The sequence below is a fragment of the Snodgrassella sp. B3800 genome, assembly GCF_026535865.1.
Taxonomy (GTDB): domain Bacteria; phylum Pseudomonadota; class Gammaproteobacteria; order Burkholderiales; family Neisseriaceae; genus Snodgrassella; species Snodgrassella alvi_E.
Genome location: NZ_JAFNPH010000005.1, coordinates 99,592 through 120,498 on the forward strand (window position 1 = coordinate 99,592; position 20,907 = coordinate 120,498).

At 44.3% G+C, this 20,907-nt stretch carries 12 protein-coding genes; 8 read left to right on the forward strand and 4 right to left on the reverse strand.

The genetic code is table 11. From position 1 onward, the window contains the following. The first annotated feature begins 401 nt into the window (after nucleotides 1–401). Nucleotides 402–8,585, forward strand: coding sequence for an ESPR-type extended signal peptide-containing protein (locus J3U64_RS08360; protein ID WP_267408907.1), 8,184 nt, complete (start codon nucleotides 402–404; stop codon nucleotides 8,583–8,585). 1,149 nt (nucleotides 8,586–9,734) lie between these two features. On the opposite strand, the gene J3U64_RS08365 is transcribed toward J3U64_RS08360, so the two are convergent. After that, nucleotides 9,735–9,956, reverse strand: a complete 222-nt coding sequence (locus tag J3U64_RS08365; RefSeq protein ID WP_143558393.1) for a hypothetical protein — start codon at nucleotides 9,954–9,956, stop codon at nucleotides 9,735–9,737. Between the two features lie 71 nt (nucleotides 9,957–10,027). Here J3U64_RS08365 and J3U64_RS08370 point away from each other — a divergent pair, with 71 nt between their 5' ends. Beyond that, nucleotides 10,028–10,384: a hypothetical protein gene (locus tag J3U64_RS08370; RefSeq protein WP_100140754.1), complete on the forward strand. Its 357-nt coding sequence runs from the start codon at nucleotides 10,028–10,030 to the stop codon at nucleotides 10,382–10,384. Here the strand turns inward: J3U64_RS08370 and J3U64_RS08375 are convergent, their stop codons facing one another. Further along, nucleotides 10,385–10,510 carry a hypothetical protein gene (locus tag J3U64_RS08375; protein WP_267391549.1) on the reverse strand — a complete coding sequence of 42 codons (126 nt, stop codon included), beginning with the start codon at nucleotides 10,508–10,510 and terminating at the stop codon, nucleotides 10,385–10,387. It lies immediately after the preceding gene. A 429-nt stretch (nucleotides 10,511–10,939) separates the two neighbouring features. Here J3U64_RS08375 and J3U64_RS08380 point away from each other — a divergent pair, with 429 nt between their 5' ends. From J3U64_RS08380 to efeB, 5 genes are all read left to right on the forward strand, one after another. Then, complete coding sequence (locus tag J3U64_RS08380) at nucleotides 10,940–11,485, forward strand: iron transporter (RefSeq protein WP_100140756.1); 546 nt, start codon at nucleotides 10,940–10,942, stop codon at nucleotides 11,483–11,485. Nucleotides 11,486–11,583: 98 nt separating this feature from the next. Beyond that, on the forward strand, nucleotides 11,584–11,919 hold the full coding sequence (locus J3U64_RS08385) for a cupredoxin domain-containing protein (RefSeq protein ID WP_100140757.1): 336 nt from the start codon (nucleotides 11,584–11,586) through the stop codon (nucleotides 11,917–11,919). Between the two features lie 14 nt (nucleotides 11,920–11,933). Beyond that, nucleotides 11,934–12,764 (forward strand): FTR1 family iron permease, encoded by an 831-nt coding sequence (locus tag J3U64_RS08390; RefSeq protein WP_267408908.1) that lies wholly within the window; start codon nucleotides 11,934–11,936, stop codon nucleotides 12,762–12,764. Then, nucleotides 12,761–13,651 (forward strand): EfeM/EfeO family lipoprotein, encoded by an 891-nt coding sequence (locus tag J3U64_RS08395; protein ID WP_267408909.1) that lies wholly within the window; start codon nucleotides 12,761–12,763, stop codon nucleotides 13,649–13,651. The genes J3U64_RS08390 and J3U64_RS08395 overlap by 4 nt, the downstream gene beginning before the upstream one ends. An 8-nt stretch (nucleotides 13,652–13,659) precedes the next feature. Continuing rightward, entirely contained in the window at nucleotides 13,660–14,949 is a 1,290-nt protein-coding gene (gene efeB / locus J3U64_RS08400; protein ID WP_267408910.1) for an iron uptake transporter deferrochelatase/peroxidase subunit, read from the forward strand. A 123-nt stretch (nucleotides 14,950–15,072) separates the two neighbouring features. On the opposite strand, the gene pepN is transcribed toward efeB, so the two are convergent. Both pepN and J3U64_RS08410 read right to left on the reverse strand, forming a co-directional pair. Then, complete coding sequence (gene pepN, locus J3U64_RS08405; RefSeq protein WP_267408911.1) at nucleotides 15,073–17,718, reverse strand: aminopeptidase N; 2,646 nt, start codon at nucleotides 17,716–17,718, stop codon at nucleotides 15,073–15,075. Between the two features lie 89 nt (nucleotides 17,719–17,807). Further along, nucleotides 17,808–19,109 (reverse strand): MFS transporter, encoded by a 1,302-nt coding sequence (locus J3U64_RS08410; RefSeq protein ID WP_267408912.1) that lies wholly within the window; start codon nucleotides 19,107–19,109, stop codon nucleotides 17,808–17,810. Nucleotides 19,110–19,458: 349 nt separating this feature from the next. Here J3U64_RS08410 and J3U64_RS08415 point away from each other — a divergent pair, with 349 nt between their 5' ends. Then, nucleotides 19,459–20,856 (forward strand): amino acid permease, encoded by a 1,398-nt coding sequence (locus J3U64_RS08415; RefSeq protein WP_267408913.1) that lies wholly within the window; start codon nucleotides 19,459–19,461, stop codon nucleotides 20,854–20,856. Nucleotides 20,857–20,907 lie beyond the last annotated feature (51 nt).

Below are 20,907 nucleotides of genomic sequence, written 5' to 3' on the forward strand. Positions count from 1 at the left end.
ATCAAAAATTAATCAAATTCAGCATAACCACCTGTGCTTCAGCTATTCTAATTTCTCTTTTTAAATATCCACATTTGTTAATTAATTAATTTAAATATTAAAATTAGGTCTGAATTAATACCATTATATTAAATAGTTACAACATTAGGTTAAATCAACCATTCTTCCGAAAATATAAATAATTAAAAATTAAGAACTTATAAGCATCTTTTTTTCAAGCGTAATCTGCCATCAAAGCTGCCATTAATTATTAATTAATGATTAATGGATAGCAATACAGGCAATTTGTTTTCAGATTTACAGTTTTATTTGTAGGTATCAACAGAACACCGCAGAAAAAGAAATTTAAATAAGAGGTTTAGTTTGTTTGTTAGTTAATTAATCAAAATCAGGAGTCACCTATGAACAAGGTATATCGTAATGTCTGGAATGAACACACACAAACATGGGTAGCAGCATCAGAATTAGCAAATAGCCATACAAAATCGAATATCGTCTCTGATCTTCCCTTGTGTAAAAGATTACTGAATAAATGTGGACTGAAAAAAATTGTCAGCTTTACGCTTACCGCACTTATGCTGCAATTGCATCTCATTACACCAGCTACAGCAGCAAACGTAGCCATTACAGGTGGGTTAAATCCAAGTAGTAGCGCCGCAACTGAATTATATTCAAATGGAAGCCATGGTAGCGTTGTTCTTGCAGGCGATGATGACTGGTGTGGTGCAGACAAAGTGAATGGCCGTAGAAATATAGGTCAAACTGGCATCTCAGCGCAAGAAGAGTACCTGCGTTTTGTACAAAATTCATCCTTTACCGGCAAAACCGTGTTAGGAGGTACTGTAACCACTAATCCTTACGGCACGAGTAACGGTCAACAAAACTGGAATGGTGACGGCGTAACAAACGGAACAACAAGCGGTTCAAGCGGTTTTATGGGTACACCTACCGGAGGAGACTCTAATGTTATGCCAGTAGCTTACGGCGTCTATTCTTTTGCAACTGGCTGCGGATCTTATGCCACAGGTAACTACTCTACTGCTTTCGGGAATAATGCCACTGCTACAGCCGGTGGCGCACAGGCATATGGAGTCGCTGCTCTGGCGTCTGGAATAACCTCAATAGCAATGGGCGTTGGTTCACAGGCTACCGGCACTTCAGCAGTCGCACTGGGGTCACTAGCAACTTCCGATGGTATCGGCAGTGTAGCAGTTGGTTTGAGCAGTGTGGCACAGAAAGACAGCGCAACTGCTGTAGGTGCCAATGCCAATGCCACTCTAGAAAAATCTGTGGCATTGGGTAGTGATTCTCTGGCCAATACTGATGCCGGTGTTGTCGGCTTTGACCCCTCTGGAAAAAATACTAATACCACTAATCAGTCTGCAACATGGAAAAGTACTGCAGCTGCGGTTGCCATCGGTAATTCAACTTCTCAGATTACCCGCCAGATTAACGGTCTGGCAGCTGGTACAGCCGATACAGATGCGGTTAACGTTGCCCAATTAAAAAATCTTGCAAACTATACTTCGGATGGGTTCACCAGTCTGTCTACTGCAATCAATGCAGCATCCGATTTAACCCCTTTGAATAATAGCGTCAGCACGCTTAGCACAAATGTATCCGGTCTGCAGAAAGATGCACTCCAATGGAATGGTTCTGCCTATGATGCCAGCCATGGTACGAATGCTGCTCAGCAAATTACTAATGTTGCTGCCGGATCTGTCACATCATCTTCCACAGATGCTGTCAACGGCGGACAACTCTATACTTTGTCTTCCTCTGCATCTACCAGCCTAAGCTCAGCTTACAATAGTATTTCTACTTTAAACACCGGAATGACCAGTGCTAATACCAGCATTAGCACCCTGAATACGAATGTTAGTGGTTTACAAAAAGATGCTTTACAGTGGAATGGTTCTGCCTATGATGCCAGTCATGGTACAAACATCGCTCAGAAAATTACCAATGTCGCTGCAGCCGAACTAGTGGCCAATTCTACTGAAGCAGTCAACGCTGGTCAGCTTTACAGTATTTCATCATCTACTTCCACAACGCTGAATTCGCTGTCTACAACCTTGGGTAAAGTCGGTGACCTGACTAATATCAATACCAATATCAGCTCCATAACCAACAATATTTCCGGTCTGAAGCAAGATGCTTTACAGTGGAACGGCAATGCTTATGATGCCAGTCATGGCACTACTTCAGCTCAGAAAATTACTAATGTTGCTGCTGGTTCTGTAGCCTTTAATTCTACAGATGCGATCAATGGAACACAATTTTATACTCTATCTACATCAACCTCGACGGGCATAAGTACCCTTTCCTCAGTATTAGAGCGAGCCGGAGATTTAAGCAATGTTAATTCCAACATTGGCATTTTAAGCAACAGCGTCATATCTTTAGGCACTAATTTAAGTTCCGCTAACACAAGCATTAGTACACTAAACAATAAAATTACAAACCTACAAAAAGATGCTTTGCAATGGAATGGCTCTTCTTATGATGCGAGTCACGGTTCGGGCACCGCTCAAAAAATTACGAATATTGCTGCTTCCGACCTGGCAGCCAATTCTACTGATGCAGTTAATGCCGGACAGCTTTACAGTATTTCTACTTTAACTTCTACCACACTGAATTCTTTCTCTACTACCTTAAGCAAAGCAGGTGACCTTAGTAACGTCAATAACAACATCAACACATTAAATACCAATGTTTCTGCTTTACAAAAAGATGCCCTGCAATGGAATGGCAGTGCGTATGATGCCAGCCATGGTTCCGGTGCACCGCAAAAAATCACCAATGTTGCAGCCGGTTCATTATTAGCCGGTTCTACAGACGCAGTAACCGGCAGTCAGCTGTCTACAACCAACTCCATCCTTACTTCATTATCATCATCTGCAAATAATGTATCTACAACTGTTAATAATTTGCAGACAGATGCCTTGCAGTGGAAGCGCTATCAGGATGGAACGGTTGGATATGACGCCAGCCACGGCGTCCAAGGTGCTAGATACAAAATCACCAATTTAGCAAACGGAGCCCTGAATGTAGATTCTTCAGATGCAGTTACCGGAAACCAGTTATATACCACTAACTTAAGTCTATCTACAGTTAGCGACTCCTTAAATATAGTTACTGCTTCTGCAAACAAATTACAAAATAATGCCCTACAGTGGAACGACTTAATGTCTGCATATGATGCAAGTCATAATTCAGGAGCCCCACAAAGGATTACTAATGTAGCTCCCGGACAGCTAGCAGCTAATTCCTATGAAGCAGTTAATGCTGGCCAGCTTTACACCACTAATTCTATTTTGTCTTCGGTTTCTACATCCAATTTTAACAATTACAATAACATAATCAACATTTCAAGCAGTCTAAGCACATTGCAGACTTCTGCTCTTAAGTGGAATGGGGCGGCCTATGATGCAAGCCATGATTCTGGTACACCACAGAAGATTACCAATGTGAGTAATGGTACTTTGGGCGCAAATTCTACCGATGCTGTCAATGCTTCGCAGTTATATACAACCAATGCAACCTTGGAAAAGGCAAATAATTCCATTGCCACATTTGGTGCCAGTCTGAATACATTGCAGTCTTCTGCACTAAAATGGAATGGTATAGCCTATGACGCCAGTCACGATAGCGGATCACCACAACGAATTACCAATATTGCAACTGGTATTCTGGCCCCCAATTCTACCGACGCTGTCAATGCTGGCCAGATATTCCAATTGTCTAGCTCGGCTTCAACAGGTATCAGCTCTTTGTCTACTACAATCAGCACTGTCCGGAATACCACGAGCAAAATCGATGGTCTGGCAGATAATATCGATGCCTTAAACAAAGGCCTAAGCACTACTAATAATAATCTCAGTACACTCAAAAACAATTCTATTCAATGGAATACTGATTACGGTGCTTACGATCTGCTGCGAGATGGTAAACCACAGAGACTGATAAATGTTGATAATGGAGATGTGTCACCTACTTCAACGCAAGCTATTAATGGTAGTCAGCTTTATGAAACCAATACAAAAATAACTACTATCACAAACTCGATGGCTGATTTAACCAACAGCTTGAACAACAATGCTATACGAATCAATAGTATCGCAGATTCTACTTCCAGAATTTCCGGCAGTTTATCCACTGCTACGGACAAAATTAATAGCCTGCAGCAAAATGCTTTACTTATCAACGGTGAAAATTATGATGCTAAATACACAAAAATCACCAATCTGGCTATTGGAAAAATTGATAGAGATTCTAGCGATGCAGTAACCGGTGGACAACTATACAATACCAACCTCAGCGTAAGCTCAATCATTACCTCCGTCGGCAATTTGACCGGAAAACTAAATGGTGCGATTAATCGTATCGACACACTTAGTGGTACAACTACTATGTTGTCCAACAATCTAAGTACTGTTAATACCAGCATCAGCACCCTGCAGGAAAATGCATTACAGTGGAAAGATGGCAATTTCACGGCCAGCCGTGGTATAGATGGTCCGCAGAAAATCACTAATCTTGCCCTAGGTGATATCAATCAGAATTCTACCGATGCCGTGAATGGTAGTCAGTTGTATAGCACCAATAGCTCTCTAAGTACGGTGTCCACTTCGGTGAATAATCTAACCGGAGCACTAAATAACACCAACTTACAGATTAATGCTCTTTCCAATTCGACCAGCCAGATTCAGACTAATCTATCCAGTGTTATGAACAATATCACTGACATACAGAAAAATGCGCTGCAATGGAATAATGATGCTTATGATGCCAGTCACGGTACTGGCAATGCACAAAAAATCACCATGGTAGCAGCAGGTAAAGAGACTAGAGAATCAACCGATGCCGTAAATGGCGGACAATTGTTTTCTCTTTCCAGCACCGTTTCTGGTAATCTGAGTACAGTAATCTCTCGCATTGATAATTTATCTCAGTCCACCACAGCAATTGTAGGTAATCTGTCTACTGCCAACAACAGCATTACTATTTTGCAAAAAGATGCTCTGCAATGGAACGGTGCTGCTTATGATGCCAGCCATGGTTCATCGGTGGCACAGAAAATTACCAAAGTCGCTAGCGGTGATGTAAGTCTGGGTTCTACTGATGCAGTCAATGGCGGACAGCTATATTCTCTTTCCACTACGGTTAGCAACAGCATCAATAACATAACAGGCGGTAATATTGGAAATATCAACAATACAATCGATCAGCTAAGTACATCTTTAATTGCCACTCAAGGACGAATTGACACAATATCTCAGTCCACTTCAACTATTGCCAGGAGTCTTTCTTCTGCCGCCAATAGTATCGGCAACTTACAAAAAGATGCCTTACAGTGGAACGGTTCCGCCTTCGATGCTAGCCATGGTTCTGGTAATCCACAGAAGATTACAAACGTAGCTGCTGGTGATGTAACCGATACATCCTCTGATGCCGTTAATGGTGCCCAGCTGCATTCTCTTTCCAGTTCTACTTCTAGCGGTCTGGGGCAAGTGAATAATGCAGTGAATACTCTTACCACCAGCCTGAATACAGCTAGTAACCGTATAGACACAGTATCTCAGTCTACAACAACCATTGCCGGCAATCTGTCTTCTGCCGTAAACAGCATCAGTACCCTGCAAAAAAATGCGTTACTGTGGAATGGTACCGCCTTTGATGCTGGCCATAACTCCGGTACTGCTCAAAGAATCATTAATGTAGCTGCCGGCGACATCAACCAAGATTCTACCGATGCAGTAAACGGTGGACAGCTTTACTCTTTGTCTACGTCTACCAATACCGATATAGATAATCTTGCTTATAGTTTTAGTAACAGCCTTTCTACCGGCCTTGGCTATGCTAAAACCCGCATTGATATGATATCGCAGTCCACTTCAACCATTGCCGGAAATTTATCTACTGCCGTGAGCAACATCAGTACCCTGCAGAAAGATGCTCTGCAGTGGAATGGCAACGCTTATGATGCCAGCCACGGCACAGACTCTCCACAAAAGATTACCAAAGTGGCAACGGGTGACGTCAATGGTAATTCTACTGATGCCATAAACGGCAGCCAGCTGTATTCACTGTCATCATCATTCAATGATAGTCTGACCAGCATGGCAGCTGGAAACAGTAATGATCTAAACACCACTAACAACAACCTCTCCAAACTAAGTTCAAGTGTTAGTAGTGCTGCCAATAACATTAGCATATTACAAAGAGATGCTTTACAGTGGAATGGTGCTGCTTATGATGCCAGCCACGGCACTGGCAATGCACAAAGGATTGTTAACGTAGCAGCTGGTGATATAAGCGAAAATTCCACCAATGCTGTCAATGCCGGACAGTTATATTCTCTTTCCACAGCTACCATCAGTGGAATGGATAATCTGTCTAATACCTTATCTAATACCTTCTCCACCGGTCTGAGTACAACCAATTTACGCATTGATAATGTATTCAAATCCACCTCGACACTGGCCGATAGTCTGTCTACCGCAGCAAACAACATCAATTCATTGCAGAAAGATGCCTTGCAATGGAAAGGTAATGCTTACGATGCCAGCCATGGTTCAGACAGTGCCCAAAGGATTACCAATGTAGCAGCCGGAGGAGTCGGCAAAGATTCTACTGATGCTGTCAACGGTAGCCAGCTATTCTCGCTTTCATCTTCTTTCAGTGAAAGCCTGTCCAGCATTGCATCTGGAAACAGCACTGACCTCACCAATATCAGCAATAGCATCTCAAGTCTGGCTACAGGATTGAGCACCACATCCAACAGCCTCAGTACTTTGCAAAAAGACGCCTTAATGTGGAATGGTTCAGGTTACGATGCCAGCCATGGCTCCGGTACTGCACAGAAAATTCTCCAAGTGGCTTCAGGTGATGTTACGCAAAACTCAACAGATGCCGTCAACGGCGGACAGCTATTCAGCCTGTCAACCTCTATTCTGAGTTCAGTATCTTCCTCTGTGGAAAATATTGCCAGTCAGAACAAATTGAATCTGGATGAAGTCAACAAAAAAATGCAGACCGTTCAGGGCTTAATTTCCACCACTCAGGAAAATATGGCCACAACATCCAAACAAATTGCATCTGTAAGTTCAGATCTCTCTAATACCAAATCTGAACTCGAATATGTAAAAAAACACGCCGTAATGTACGATGACGAGATCAATAGCCTCTATTCATTGACACGAGCCGGAAATGAAAAAACCATCAGCAACGTTGCAGATGGCACCATATCTGCCGACTCAAATCAGGCAGTAAATGGACGGCAGTTATACTCCCTGTCTACAAGCACATCAACTAGCCTCTCCAGCCTTCAGGATCAGCTAACTATTGCTACAGGCAACGTACCGGCAGGATTATCCACTTCACTGGAAACATTGCAGAAAAACGCATTACAGTGGAATGGTACCGTATACGATGCAGGTCGTGGCTCGTCTAGCGGTCAGAAAATTACCAATGTAGCAGTTGGTGATGAAAATAAGGACTCCAAAGACGCCGTTAATGGCAGCCAGTTGTGGAAGATGCGAAATGACTTTAAGGACGATATTCAGTCCCTGTCGACAGCATTTGACCAGAAGCTAACCAATCAGGGCGGCAGCGGCAATAATGCAGCCATCGCGGAAGCCACCAATAAAGCCAACAAAGCGATTGCAGACACCGAAAAATTGTCTACTTCAACAGCAGATGCACTGACTGCCGTGGCTGCCAGCTTGGGAGGCAATGCCAGCTACAGTCCGGTTACACGTGCCGGTAACGGCGGCTTCAATGCGCCAAGCTACAGCACCACAGCCGCAGATGGCAGCACAATAACTGCCAATAATGTCGGTGATGCCTTAACCAATCTGTACAACGGAGGCAGCAAATACGCCAAAGTTAACTCCACCCTGAGCGTCGCTTCAGCCAGTGGCACCAACTCAGTTGCCATCGGTGGCGCAGCCTCAGCTAGTGGTAATGACGCCATAGCCATTGGGTCACAAGCATCAGCTGGCACAGCTGGCGGCGTGGCCATCGGCAACCATGCCAGTGTCACACAGGCGGGCGGTATCGCACTGGGAGCCAACTCAGTAGCCAGCACAGCCGGCGGCATTAGCGGTTATATACCCGTAACGGCTACCGGACAGCAGGCAAGAGCCATTATGGCCACCACCAGCACCGAAGCAGCTGTGTCCGTAGGAGATGCATCTAAAGGCGTTTACCGCCAGATTACTGGCGTGGCTGCCGGTACAGCAGACACCGATGCAGTCAACGTTGCCCAGCTTAAAGGTGTTAATTCCCAGATGGAAAACATCAACCGTAATCTGAGCTATGTCAACGATCGTGTTCAGCACGTCGAACGTCGCGCCTACTCTGGTACCGCACTGGCCATGGCCTTGTCTGGCGCATATCTGCCACAGCTTAATGCAGGTGAACAGACCGTAGGCGTAGGTATGGGTTCATACCATGGCTATACCGCTGTCGGCATCAACTACAAAGCCACCAATAACACCGGTAAATTCTCATGGGGTGCAGGCGTATCCACCACCGGCCATGAAACTGGTTTCAACGCTGGTGTTGGCTATAAATGGTAACAGCTGAATTATCAGCATAAGCCTCGGGCATACATTAGTATGCCCGATTTTTTATAAAAAAATTCTGATCAACAAATAACATACACTTCACTGTTATTCACTCAACATTTTGATAAAACCCAATTATCTACAAGTAAAAAAGCCTTCAGTCATTTCCATCCCATCATACCTGGAGTCCAACAAATAATACCATTATCATATTGATAGCAACACAAAACTTAAGTTACTAAATTGGTTTTAATCATGACAAAAAGATAGATATTTACTAAACCAAAACTCATAAATTATATTGATAACCTCAGCACCATCCATATAAACTTTAAAGTAGCCGACAAGCTTACATTTCAAACAGAAATAATAAAGAATGATCAAACAAAAAAATCCTGAAAAAGCAGAGACTTTACTCAGCAACCAATTCAGACATTACTATCATTTCAACATAAATCATGGGTAACTTAATCAGATAATTAAACTAACCAACCAGCTACTCTAGATGAGTATCCTTTTTTCATATGAATAAGCAATAATATTTAAATATCGTGTCCCCGTACAAACCACAACCCTAATCTACAACTTTTATTTAGATTTACGAATACCCTTTTGCAACCAATAAACAACACTTTAAATAAAATATTGTCATAAATTGCACAACTAATTCCATACAGTCTGTCTGCACAGCAACATTCCTCAAATAAAACAATACTCATCAGTAATGTCGCATTTCCGTCGAATTTATAGCCCGCAACTATCAAAGCTTGTTTAGGCACCTTCAGAAAAAAAATTAAGGGGTATACTCATCATATAACAGTAAATCAGTCAGTTTACTCTTTGTACATACCGTTTAAAGAACGGTATTCAGCCCAACATGCCGGCAAATCAAAAAACCTTAAAGGGGATCATTATGGTTACCAAGGAGACAAAAGAAAAACGGTAAAAACTCCTCTTTTACCCCGATTGAAAACACACAGCAAACAACCGGAACATCTGGTACACGGCAATATTTGACAGTACCAAGCTTTAACGGCAAGATAAAGACGTTGCGTTCAATAGCGCAACCAGCTTTGACAGGCTGATCAAAGAGGCAGACATCCTGCTACTCACCCACGGAGTAGCTTTTTTGTCTGTAAATATCCATTGCCTCCTCCTCATTCATGGTGGACAGTGGCAGGGAGGCTTCGCGCCTGCCGGTTCTCTTTGTCGGTCTGTCAACCCTGCCATTTGTCTGCCGCCATCTGTGTTTGACAGCACATTTGCGGCTTCTGGACCAAAGAGAAAGGCAATAATATGAACATCTACAAAGCGAATCTCCCCCATCACAATCTGCCACATCACCTGTTTGCGCAAACACACCACACAATCAGATATCGTCAAGACACACAGATATATTACATGACAAATACAAATAATGTATTTGACATAAAACATGCACAGGGAGACAGACAATGAAACTTCTTGCACCAGACAAGAACACACTGTCCACTGCACTGCACGACAACATACAATTGCAGCATCCCTATGCCCTTTACTATCTACAACAAACCACACCAATCGGCAGTCCATGGCTCAATGAACCAGATGAAGCAGCCGAATATACCGCCTATATCCTGTCGCCCTATATCGTCAGAGCCGATTCAGACTGGCAGGACAGCGGATTGCTGGTTTTCAGGCCCTGTAAAAGTATCCTCAGTGCCGAAACCATGGTGTTTTCATTTTGCAAACAGCGCAATTGGAATCCTTTGCTGTGGAACGGCATCGAACCCATCGCGCAACAAATCTGGCAAGTATTACAAAAATCCTAGTCACATCCTGCCTATGGTGACCACACCATAGGCAGCCACATCAGACTGCACAGATTTCAGCCAGAACATATCTCCGAAAGTTAAACCACAAATATGATCTATAGACGCTACCGGCAAATCCTTCACCGGCACCCTATCCGGCCGAAGCGATAATTTAACATTACTTAACTTATATATCAATAGCTTGTGTACACTGCAACAATAATTATTTATACCATTTCATCACAAAATCACAATTTCACACCAACGCCGGTTAAACAGAGACTGCTGAAAGCTCCGAAAGATAAATGATTCAGCACAAATCATTCATTTATCAATCAAATCATCATATAGAGAGTTATTCAGCAATATACAGAAACCAGCCCAGTCTAATAAAAAACCATCAAAAATCAGACATTTCAGCATAGCAATAAATAACACTAAACCAGCGCAAAAAAACACAATTTAATGGTTTTCTAACATTCGTAAAAAGAGTATATTGATAATACTTATCAATTTAATCTAGTCATGCTGTTTCATACCGATTCAGCATGACTATAAATAGGAAAACCAGACATGCTGTTACAAAAAATTGCGATTGCCAGCGCAGCCCTAGTGTCCATGGCTGCCTTTGCTCAAGAATATCCGATGGGTAAACCCATTATCAAAAATGGAATGGAAATTTCCGGTGTCTACCTACCCCCCATCACCATGGATACTGATGGAATGGATCACAGCAATATGCATCTGCCGGCCAGCAAATCCGATGTCCACATGGAAGCCGATATTCATGCCACAGAAGGCAACCCCAATGGCTTTGCTGAAGGAGACTGGATTCCCAACCTAAATGTAGAGTATGCCGTCACCAAGCTGAACAAAGGCAAATTCGAACATTCAGGTAAATTTATGTCTATGGTGGCCAATGACGGTCCACATTATGGCGACAACATCAAACTGGATGGTCATGGTAAATACCGTGTTACCTACCGCATCTCCCCACCTACTGCCAATCAAATGGCACGTCATATTGATAAAGAAACCGGCGTAGCACCATGGTTCAAACCATTTGAAGTTAGCTGGGATTTTGATTACACCGGTGTAGGCCGCAAAGGCAGCTATTAATAAATTAAGTCGTACGGACGGGGTTATTCTGGTCCTAACCGGCAGAATAATCCCTTCCTGCTTTTCATCAGCACACCATAGCCACAAGCGCAAACATCATGAAAAAAATTTTTCTTATTGTGCTCAGTTCAGTCTGCCTCATGCTTTCCTGTTTAGCCAGCGCTGAAGACAAAGTCACACTGGAATTAAAAATGAAAGATGGCGACATGATGCCTCTCACCCTCAATGCACCGGCCAATAAAATAATCCGCATCAAGGTCACCAACATTGGCAAAGGACCGGTGGAATTTGAAAGCACCCAGCTAGTTAAAGAAAAAGTACTGGCACCCGGCGCCTCTTCAGTAGTAGTCATATCGCCTAAAAAACCCGGCACCTATATCTTTTTCGACGACTTTCATCTGAATAAGCCCAAAGGGCAGCTAATCGTAAAATAACAACAGGATATATAATGGGACAAGTCATCTTTGTTGTCTGGCGCGAATGTTTCGAAGCACTGCTCGTAGTTGGCATTATTTATTCATGGATTAACCGCAACCCCGACAGAAGTAACGGCATGCGCTATCTGTTTGGAGGCATAGGGCTTGGTGTACTGATATCAGTCATACTCGCTTTAATTATCAATGGCGTCTTCAAAGAGCTCAGCGATGACCATCAGACCCTGTTTATGATGGCCATGTCCGCAATAGCCAGCATACTAATTGTACAAATGGTGTACTGGATGAACCGCCATGCCAAAAGTATGAAATCCACACTCGAACAAGAAATGGCACAGCAGGTAGCACGCAACTCATGGTGGGGAGCACTCTTCATCATTGCCATCGCTATTGCCCGTGAAGGCAGTGAAATAGTCGTTTTTCTATCCGGTCAGATTATGCAGCTCAATAGCCACAATTACACCGGCTTCTTCATGGCCGTACTAATCGGCATCATTGTATCCGCATTTACCTTTTATGTATTTATCCTCACCAGCCGTTTCATCCAATGGAAAAAATTCTTTACCATCACCGGTGTTGTGCTGTTATTTCTCTCCATTTCACTATTATTGAAAGCTGTTGAAGACGGGACCAATATGTTACTCGAACACGACGTATCCATCCCTGATTTTCTCATCAATCCGGCTTGGGATACCTCTCATGTCATTGACGATAGCGGCCTTTTCGGTAGCTTTGCATCATCACTGTTTGCATATCGTTCGCAGCCTATGTGGATCAGCGTGATCACCTTTGGTTTATTCTGGCTAATAATGGCTCTTTTGTTCTTAAGGAAAAAAACCAAATGACACGGCGTCTGTTTCACACTCTTTATCTGTGTGCCTTGTTACTGCCGTCTCTTTCTCAGGCACATGGATTATTAGCCCCCATTATCGACGATAGCAATGCCGTTGCAGCCAAAGGCGACATTCCCACCCCGCAAAAATATCATGCAGCCATTCAGGCTTATCAGCAACAGGTCGTTACACAGCTGAAAACTACCCAGCAATACCTTGACGCCATCGTCGCAGCCTGCCGTAACAAACAATTGGCACAGGCTCAGCTGGATTATGTCCGCGCACACCAAAGTTACGAACAGATCCGAATTATTGTTAGATTATTTGGCAATGCCGATGAAAACATCAACTCGCGTGCCGACTATTATCTGCAAGGCATTAACGACCCTGCTTTTAGCGGTTTTCATCGTCTGGAATATGATTTATTTGTGCTTAAAGACGTGCAACAGGCACAGGCTGAAGCTGCCAATCTGCAATACGAAATCATCGACCTACAAAAACGCGTAGCTGCCGATGAACTGGATATCGCCAAAATTGTCCAGTCCTCAGCCGATTTTCTAGAAATGATTTTGCAAACCAAGCTGGCCGGTAAAGAAAATCAATACAGTCACAGCGATCTGGCCGATATTCAGGCCAATGTAACTGGCTCAGCACAAATCGTTCAATATCTGACTCCCTTTATTTCAACACAACAACGCATGTCACTTGATAGTGGATATCAGCAGATTTTTGCCGTCCTACAGCACTATCAATTACCCAATAATCAGTTTCAGAGCTTCAGTCAGCTGAGCCAAACAGACCACGACCGCCTCTATTCTCTGCTCAGTCTCCAAAGCAGCAGGCTGGCACAATTACGTGCGCAGCTGGGCGTAAAGGTTTACTACAAATATCCTCATTGATATCAGTTATGAACAAAAATACCTTAACTCACCAATCTGAAACAGCTACCACAGCAAAAGACAATCCGGCTAGTCCTGCCCGTCGCCATGGCATGAAAATGTTGCTGGCCGGCAGCTTAGGAATGACAGGATTAGGTATCAGCAACACAGCTAGCGCTGCTGGAACCTGTAGCCACGATTACAATCAAGCCGTAGACTATTGGGGCAGACATCAGGCCGGAGTGATTACACCAGATACCAAAGAGGCTATTTTTGTCGCTTTTAACGTTACCGCACGAGACAAAACTCAGCTGCAACAATTACTCCAGCTTATATCTCAGCGCATTGCCTTTCTTACCCGTCCTCAGACCTTAAGCGCAGACAAAACAGACCAGCTTCCTCCGCCCGAGTCCGGTCTGCTTGGAAACAATCTCGCACCCGATTCCCTCACTATCACTGTTGCCGTTGGCACCAGCCTATTCGATCAACGCTTCGGTCTGGCTCAGCAGAAACCAAAAAAACTGATTCCCATGCCACGATTCCCCAACGACCGGCTGGAGAAATCTTGGTGTGGCGGAGATTTATCAATCCAGTTCTGCGCCAACAGCCGTGAAAGTGTCATCTATGCTCTGCGCGACATCATCCATCACTGTAATCGATATATGGTACCACTTTGGAAAATGGACGGATTTTTACCGGCAAGGGATATTGACCATCACAGCACCGCCATCAATCTGTTTGGCTTTAAAGACGGCACCGGCAATGCAGCCATTACCGATAGCAAACTGATGGACGAGCTGGTATGGGTCACTGCTAATAATCACGAACCAGCATGGTGTCTGGGTGGTAGTTATCAGGCCATCCGCCTGATTCGCTTCAATCTGGAATTTTGGGATAGAACACCGCTAGAAGATCAGGAAAACGATTTTGGCCGCTACAAATCCAGCGGTGCCCCTATCGGCATGAAGCATGAGATGGATGATCCGCAAATGAAACGAGACCCGCATGGCGACCGTATCTTATTTGATTCACATATGCGTCGTGCCGAACCACGTATTCCCGAGCGGCACGTAGCCAAACTGCGCCGACGCAGCTTCAGCTATTCACTTGGCGTTTTACCCAGCGGTCAGCTAGACATGGGACTGATTTTCGTAGCCTATCAGAACGACCTGAAAAAAGGCTTTATCGATACCCAAAACCGCCTGAACGGAGAACCCCTCGAACGGTATATCAAACCTTTTGGTGGAGGCTTTTACTTTGTCCTGCCTGGCATGGCCAGAGACAACGACTATCTGGGCAAACAGCTACTGGAAAGCTGATGCCTTACACTCAAATCCAGCGTAATTTATGGTTCTGTTGTTTATACACCAATAATAAAGAGCACTACTGTTCAGCAGTAGTGCTCTGAAAAAATATACAGCAGCAAAATAAATTTACATATTTCAGCTATGCAAAATTTTATCTACAATCTCACGGCTGTCTTTAGATAAACCCTCATGTTTCTGAATGCGCTGCAATTGTTCAGCCATCAACGTTTTGCGCCGGGGCTCTAGCCGGTCATACAGATTAAATGCCTGCACCAGCCGCGAAGCCACTTGCGGATTAAATTCATCAATACGCAGAATATAATCCGCCAAGAAACGGTAGCCGCTACCGTCAGCAGCATGGAAATGAGGGATATTACGACTGAAACTGCCTAATAATGAGCGCACTTTATTCGGATTTTCCAAACTGAAAGCCGGATGCTGCAAAGCCTTTTCAACCTGCTGCAATGTGTCTGGACGCTGACTACTACCGATAAGGATAAAATACTTATCCATTACCAGATCGTCCTGCGCATGCCGCCGGCCAAACTGATTCAGCAAGTCATTGCGTTTATCATCAGACAAATGATTTATGGCTGCAAGCATTCCATATTCATGAGTCATATTGGTAGCACGCTGGCTGAATTCGTTTACTATGTTGTGTAGCAAATCTGCAGTGGCCAATACACCCCATTGCAGTAATGTATTACGCAAACTACGAACACCAGCCAGATCAGGATGATACTCCTGCGGTGCCTGATGCCGGCTGGTACGCTCCTGTTCATCCGCCCATTCACGCCAGTGTGTCAGCGTATCCTGCATACAGCTGGCCAGACTCTGCAACAAAGCCTGACGCGCACATACATATTGCTCAGGGTTAATTGAAGACACATCTTCCCATAGTTCTGCTTCTGTCGGCACCTGTAGCAAGACCGCTTTATACGCTGGGTCAATATCGGCATTCAAAGCTGAAGTTAGCGCTTGTGCCAGTTCGGCATGTTGCGGAAGCGGCTGGCCAGAAGCCAGTGCATCCAGATTGGAGGCAAATGCACGACGATACAAAGTTTGTGCCGCTTCCCAGCGCGCAAAAGAATCGCTGTCATGTGCCAGCAGTAACATCAAATCGGCATCGCTGTAAGGATAGTCTAGTCGTACCGGTGCACTGAATCCGCGCAGCAATGAAGGTACGACTTCCTTCGCTACATCATGGAATACAAACGTTTGTTCTGTTTGATTGAATACCAGAACCGTTTCCTCAGTTTTATCTGCGGTACCGGCCATTTTAAAAGCGACAGATGCGCCATTTTTGTCTAGCAAGCCGATTTTTACCGGAATCACCATCGGCTGTTTATCGGCCATATCCGGAGTAGGCGGAATGAATTGCTGCAGATGCAGGCTGAAAGTTTGATTGTGTGCATCATAGTCGCCATGCGCTTTAATCTGCGGTGTGCCAGCTTGACTGTACCATAATGCAAACTGGTCTAAATTCACACCATTGGCATCCGCCATCGCCGCACGAAAATCATCACAAGTCACGGCCTGACCGTCATGCCGCTGAAAATAAAGCTGCATACCTTTCTGAAAACCTTCTTCGCCCAGCAAAGTATGATACATGCGTACTACTTCAGCGCCTTTTTCATATACTGTGAGCGTATAAAAATTGTTCATTTCCTCATACGAAGCCGGCCGTACCGGATGCGCCATTGGGCCGGCATCCTCAGCAAACTGCATACTGCGCAATACCCTAACATTGTGAATACGACGCACCGCTCTGCTAGCGCGGTCAGCAGAGAATTCCTGATCGCGGAAAACAGTCAGCCCTTCTTTCAGAGAGAGCTGGAACCAGTCGCGACAGGTGACACGATTACCGGTCCAGTTATGAAAGTATTCATGACCGATTACCCCTTCAATGGCTTCAAAATCAGCATCGGTAGCCGTATCACTGCTAGCCAGCACATATTTAGTATTAAATATATTCAGGCCTTTGTTTTCCATGGCACCCATATTGAAATCGCTCACAGCCACGACCATAAATATATTTAAATCATATTCCAGATTAAAGCGGTCCTCGTCCCATTGCATGGCGTGTTTCAAAGATTCAAGCGCAAAACCTGCTTTTTCCCGATCTTCCGGACGGGTATAAAATTTCAGCGCCACTTCTTTCCCGCTGCGAGTGGTAAAATTACCTTCCAACACCGCCAATTGTCCGGCCACCAGAGCAAAGAGATAGCTGGGTTTAGCAAACGGATCACGCCAGCAAACCCAGTGCCGGTCGTTATCCAATTCACCACTGTCAATCAGATTACCGTTAGACAACATTACCGGATAGCGCCGCTTATCACCGATAATGGTAGTGGTAAACTGACTCATCACATCCGGCCGGTCAAAATAATAAGTAATCTTACGGAAACCCTCCGGCTCATTCTGGGTATACAGATTATCGCCAGATTCATACAACCCCATCAGCGTTTTATTCTGCGCCGGATACAATCTAGTGGTAATTTCAAGCTCAAACTGAGTATCCGGTACCGTATGTATTGTCAGTTTTTCATCGGCTATCGCATATTCATGCGGAGAAAGACATTTTCCATTCAGCACAATTTGCAATAATTCAGCACTGCCATCCAGCACACATGGTCTACCTACCTCATGCGGAACAATCATCATGCGATTGCGCACAAGGGTATAAGCTTCCTCTATCGTAAAGGTCAAATCAATTTCTGCCACTGCAAAATCGGGAGCCTGATAATCTTTCAGGTAATGAACCACTTTATTTTCACTCATTGTCTACACTCTTACTATTTAAATCTGTTGTGTCTATTTTACGGCTAACAAGGCCACAATCAAGACCGTCTCATTCCAGACAGGAACTATTATTCGTATTTAACTTGAAACCGACTATCATTCCCAGAGCCTGTACCGGCATCTGGATTATTTTTCATAATCGATAGAAGTAAAGACGCTCCTGCTGATAAGGCCAGCCATACCGCAACAAAACAGATAACCGGAAAATAGCTACCACAATAAACCCGCAGCAAACTGCCCAGCCATGCTGTAAGCAAACCACTTAGCTGATGAATTAGGAAGAAGGCACCAAAAATAAATCCTTTATAGCGGTATCCAAAAATAGTACCTGCCAGACGCGAGATAATAATCACGGTACCCATATAGGTAATGCCAAAAAATATACCGAACAACGGCACCATCACTGGTTCAGGCCACAATACCAACGCCATCAGTGTGGCACAGCGCAGTAGAAACAACATACCCAAGAGCAATGGCAGCGATACTTTTTTCGACACTATATAGCCAATCAGCAAACTTCCCAGTGCCTCAGACAAACCAAGCAGACTAAGCGAAAAACCGGTCAGCAGATTAGCAGTGGTACGATGCTGCAATATTTCCTGAATAGCGGGTACATAATGCACATCTATAAAAATCATCGACGTACCACAGCCTGAAAAAGCAAGTGCAGCCAGTAAGAATCTGCGGTCGAAATACCAGTAGCGCGGCAGAGACGCAAGCGTGGTTTGTTTGACAGCCTGTGCATTTGGCGGGGTTAAAGGAGCTGTTACAGCACGTAACGCTACTGGTATTTTCACCGGAGTCCGTCCGAGACAGTTTAGCAACGCTGGTATAACAGCCAGAGAGGCAAATATTGCAGCCAGCACTGAGCACAGCATGGGCCATGAAAGATAGCCTTCCAGATAAATCCAAATCGGCGAGAGAACCATCAGCCCTACGGCTATACCATTTGTGGCCAGCACATAGGCTAGCTGACGCCGTTCTGGCATCACATACATATCAATCAGAATACTGACTGGTACAAAAGTCAAAGCCGCCATTGCATATGCGGCGAACAGCAGAAAACCGAGCAAAAAAGTCAAAAAACTATTATCAGAAGAAAACAACAAAAATGCACACGCAGCAGACAACATGCCGGACAACAGTACATAGCTGGCACCACAACGGTCACACAGCTTTCCGACCATTGCTGAAAACACCCCTTGCGCCAAACCAAAGAAACCGCCAGCCAGAGCCATTGCCTCAATACCAACACCATAATGATGCACCAGACCGGTAAAATTAATTTGGTAGACACCCTTTATAGCCGTACTGATAAACATCACCATAAAGCCGTAGCCTACCACCAATCCAGTCAGGATCGCGCGCATGGAGTATTTCTCCCTAAAATTAGTTTAATTATTATTTTTAAAGTTAACCTGAAACGCATACAATATACCTTGAAACCACAACATTAATACAACATCTTTCCATATACAACCACTACATTGAGATATTGACAGCAACTGTAAAAAACTGTGATACAGTAATGGGCATCAGGCTGTCTACGCTACCCAATCATTGGGTGCTGTATCCTACAAATAACGTACTGCTACGGCTGTGATACAGCCTGTTAGTGATGAAAATACATCCGCTTAAGATAACCCGTTACTCTACATTCATCCGTCAAAATCACACCATGAGTTTACTTCCTGTTTTCAAGTTTATAGAGGATAAAACATGAACCGGCCGCCCGAATTAAAACGGACTCTGAAAAACAGACATTTACAACTGATTGCCATCGGCGGAGCAATCGGCACCGGCTTGTTTATGGGATCCGGCCGCACCATCAGTCTGGCCGGCCCTTCCGTACTGTTTACCTATATCATCATCGGTACATTTCTGTTTTTTGTCATGCGGGCCATGGGTGAATTACTCTTGCATAACCTGCAATACAAATCTTTTGTTGATTTCACTACTGATATCCTCAACCCTACTGTTGGATATTATGTTGGGTGGTCTTACTGGTTTTGCTGGGTGGTGATTGGCATGGCCGATATTGTCGCTATTACCGGCTACACCCAATTCTGGTGGCCGGAGGTACCCCTGTGGCTACCCGGTATTATCTGCATCATCATTCTGCTAACGCTCAATCTGCTATCAGTGAAGCTTTTTGGCGAGCTGGAATTTTGGTTTGCGCTGATTAAAATTCTGGCCATTCTTGCTTTAATTGGCTGTGGCGGCTATCTGCTCATAACCAGTTTTGTCAGTTCCAACGGTATTCAAGCCAGAATCAGCAATCTGTGGTCGTACGGTGGCTGGATGCCTCATGGTTGGTCTGGTTTCTTTGCTGCCTTTCAAATTGCTATTTTTGCCTTTGTTGGTATAGAGCTTGTTGGTACCGCCTCAGCAGAGACTGATGATCCCACCACCACACTACCGGCAGCCATTAATAAAATACCAGTACGTGTGATTATTTTCTACGTATTGGCTCTGACAATCATCATGACTGTCACACCATGGAGCATGGTGGCACCAGACCGCAGCCCGTTTGTTAACATGTTTACGCTCATTGGCATCAGCGCGGCAGCTACAATTATTAATTTTGTTGTACTGACTTCCGCGCTTTCTTCAGCCAACAGCGGTATGTACTCCACTGGCCGCATGTTGTACGGTCTATCCCGCAACGGGGTAGGTCCGAAGGTATTTGCCCGTTTGTCGGCCTCCGGCGTACCGCAAAACGGTTTGTTATATTCTTGTGCACTATTGCTGATCGGCGTCTTTCTGCTTTATGCCGAAGGTGATGTCATGAAAGTGTTTACCATTGTGACCACTGTTTCCAGCATCTGCTTCATCTTTGTCTGGGCAGTAATCCTAATTGCCTATTTACGCTATCGTCGCCTTTTCCCAGAAGCACATGCGCACTCCGTTTATAAAATGCCGTTTGGCATTCCGATGTGTTATGTGTGTCTGATATTTTTTGCGTTTGTGCTGTATTTGTTTAGTCAGGACAAAGATACGCTTACCGGACTGGTAGCCACTCCGGTCTGGTTTATCCTGCTAACCCTGTTCCTGCCTCTGTATCGGCAGCAATTGAAAAAACGCATTTCCTATACCGATTCAAAGCACAACCATTAACGACAAAAAATCTGTCCTGTTTTAATGCAGCCACTACACCAAAACAGGACA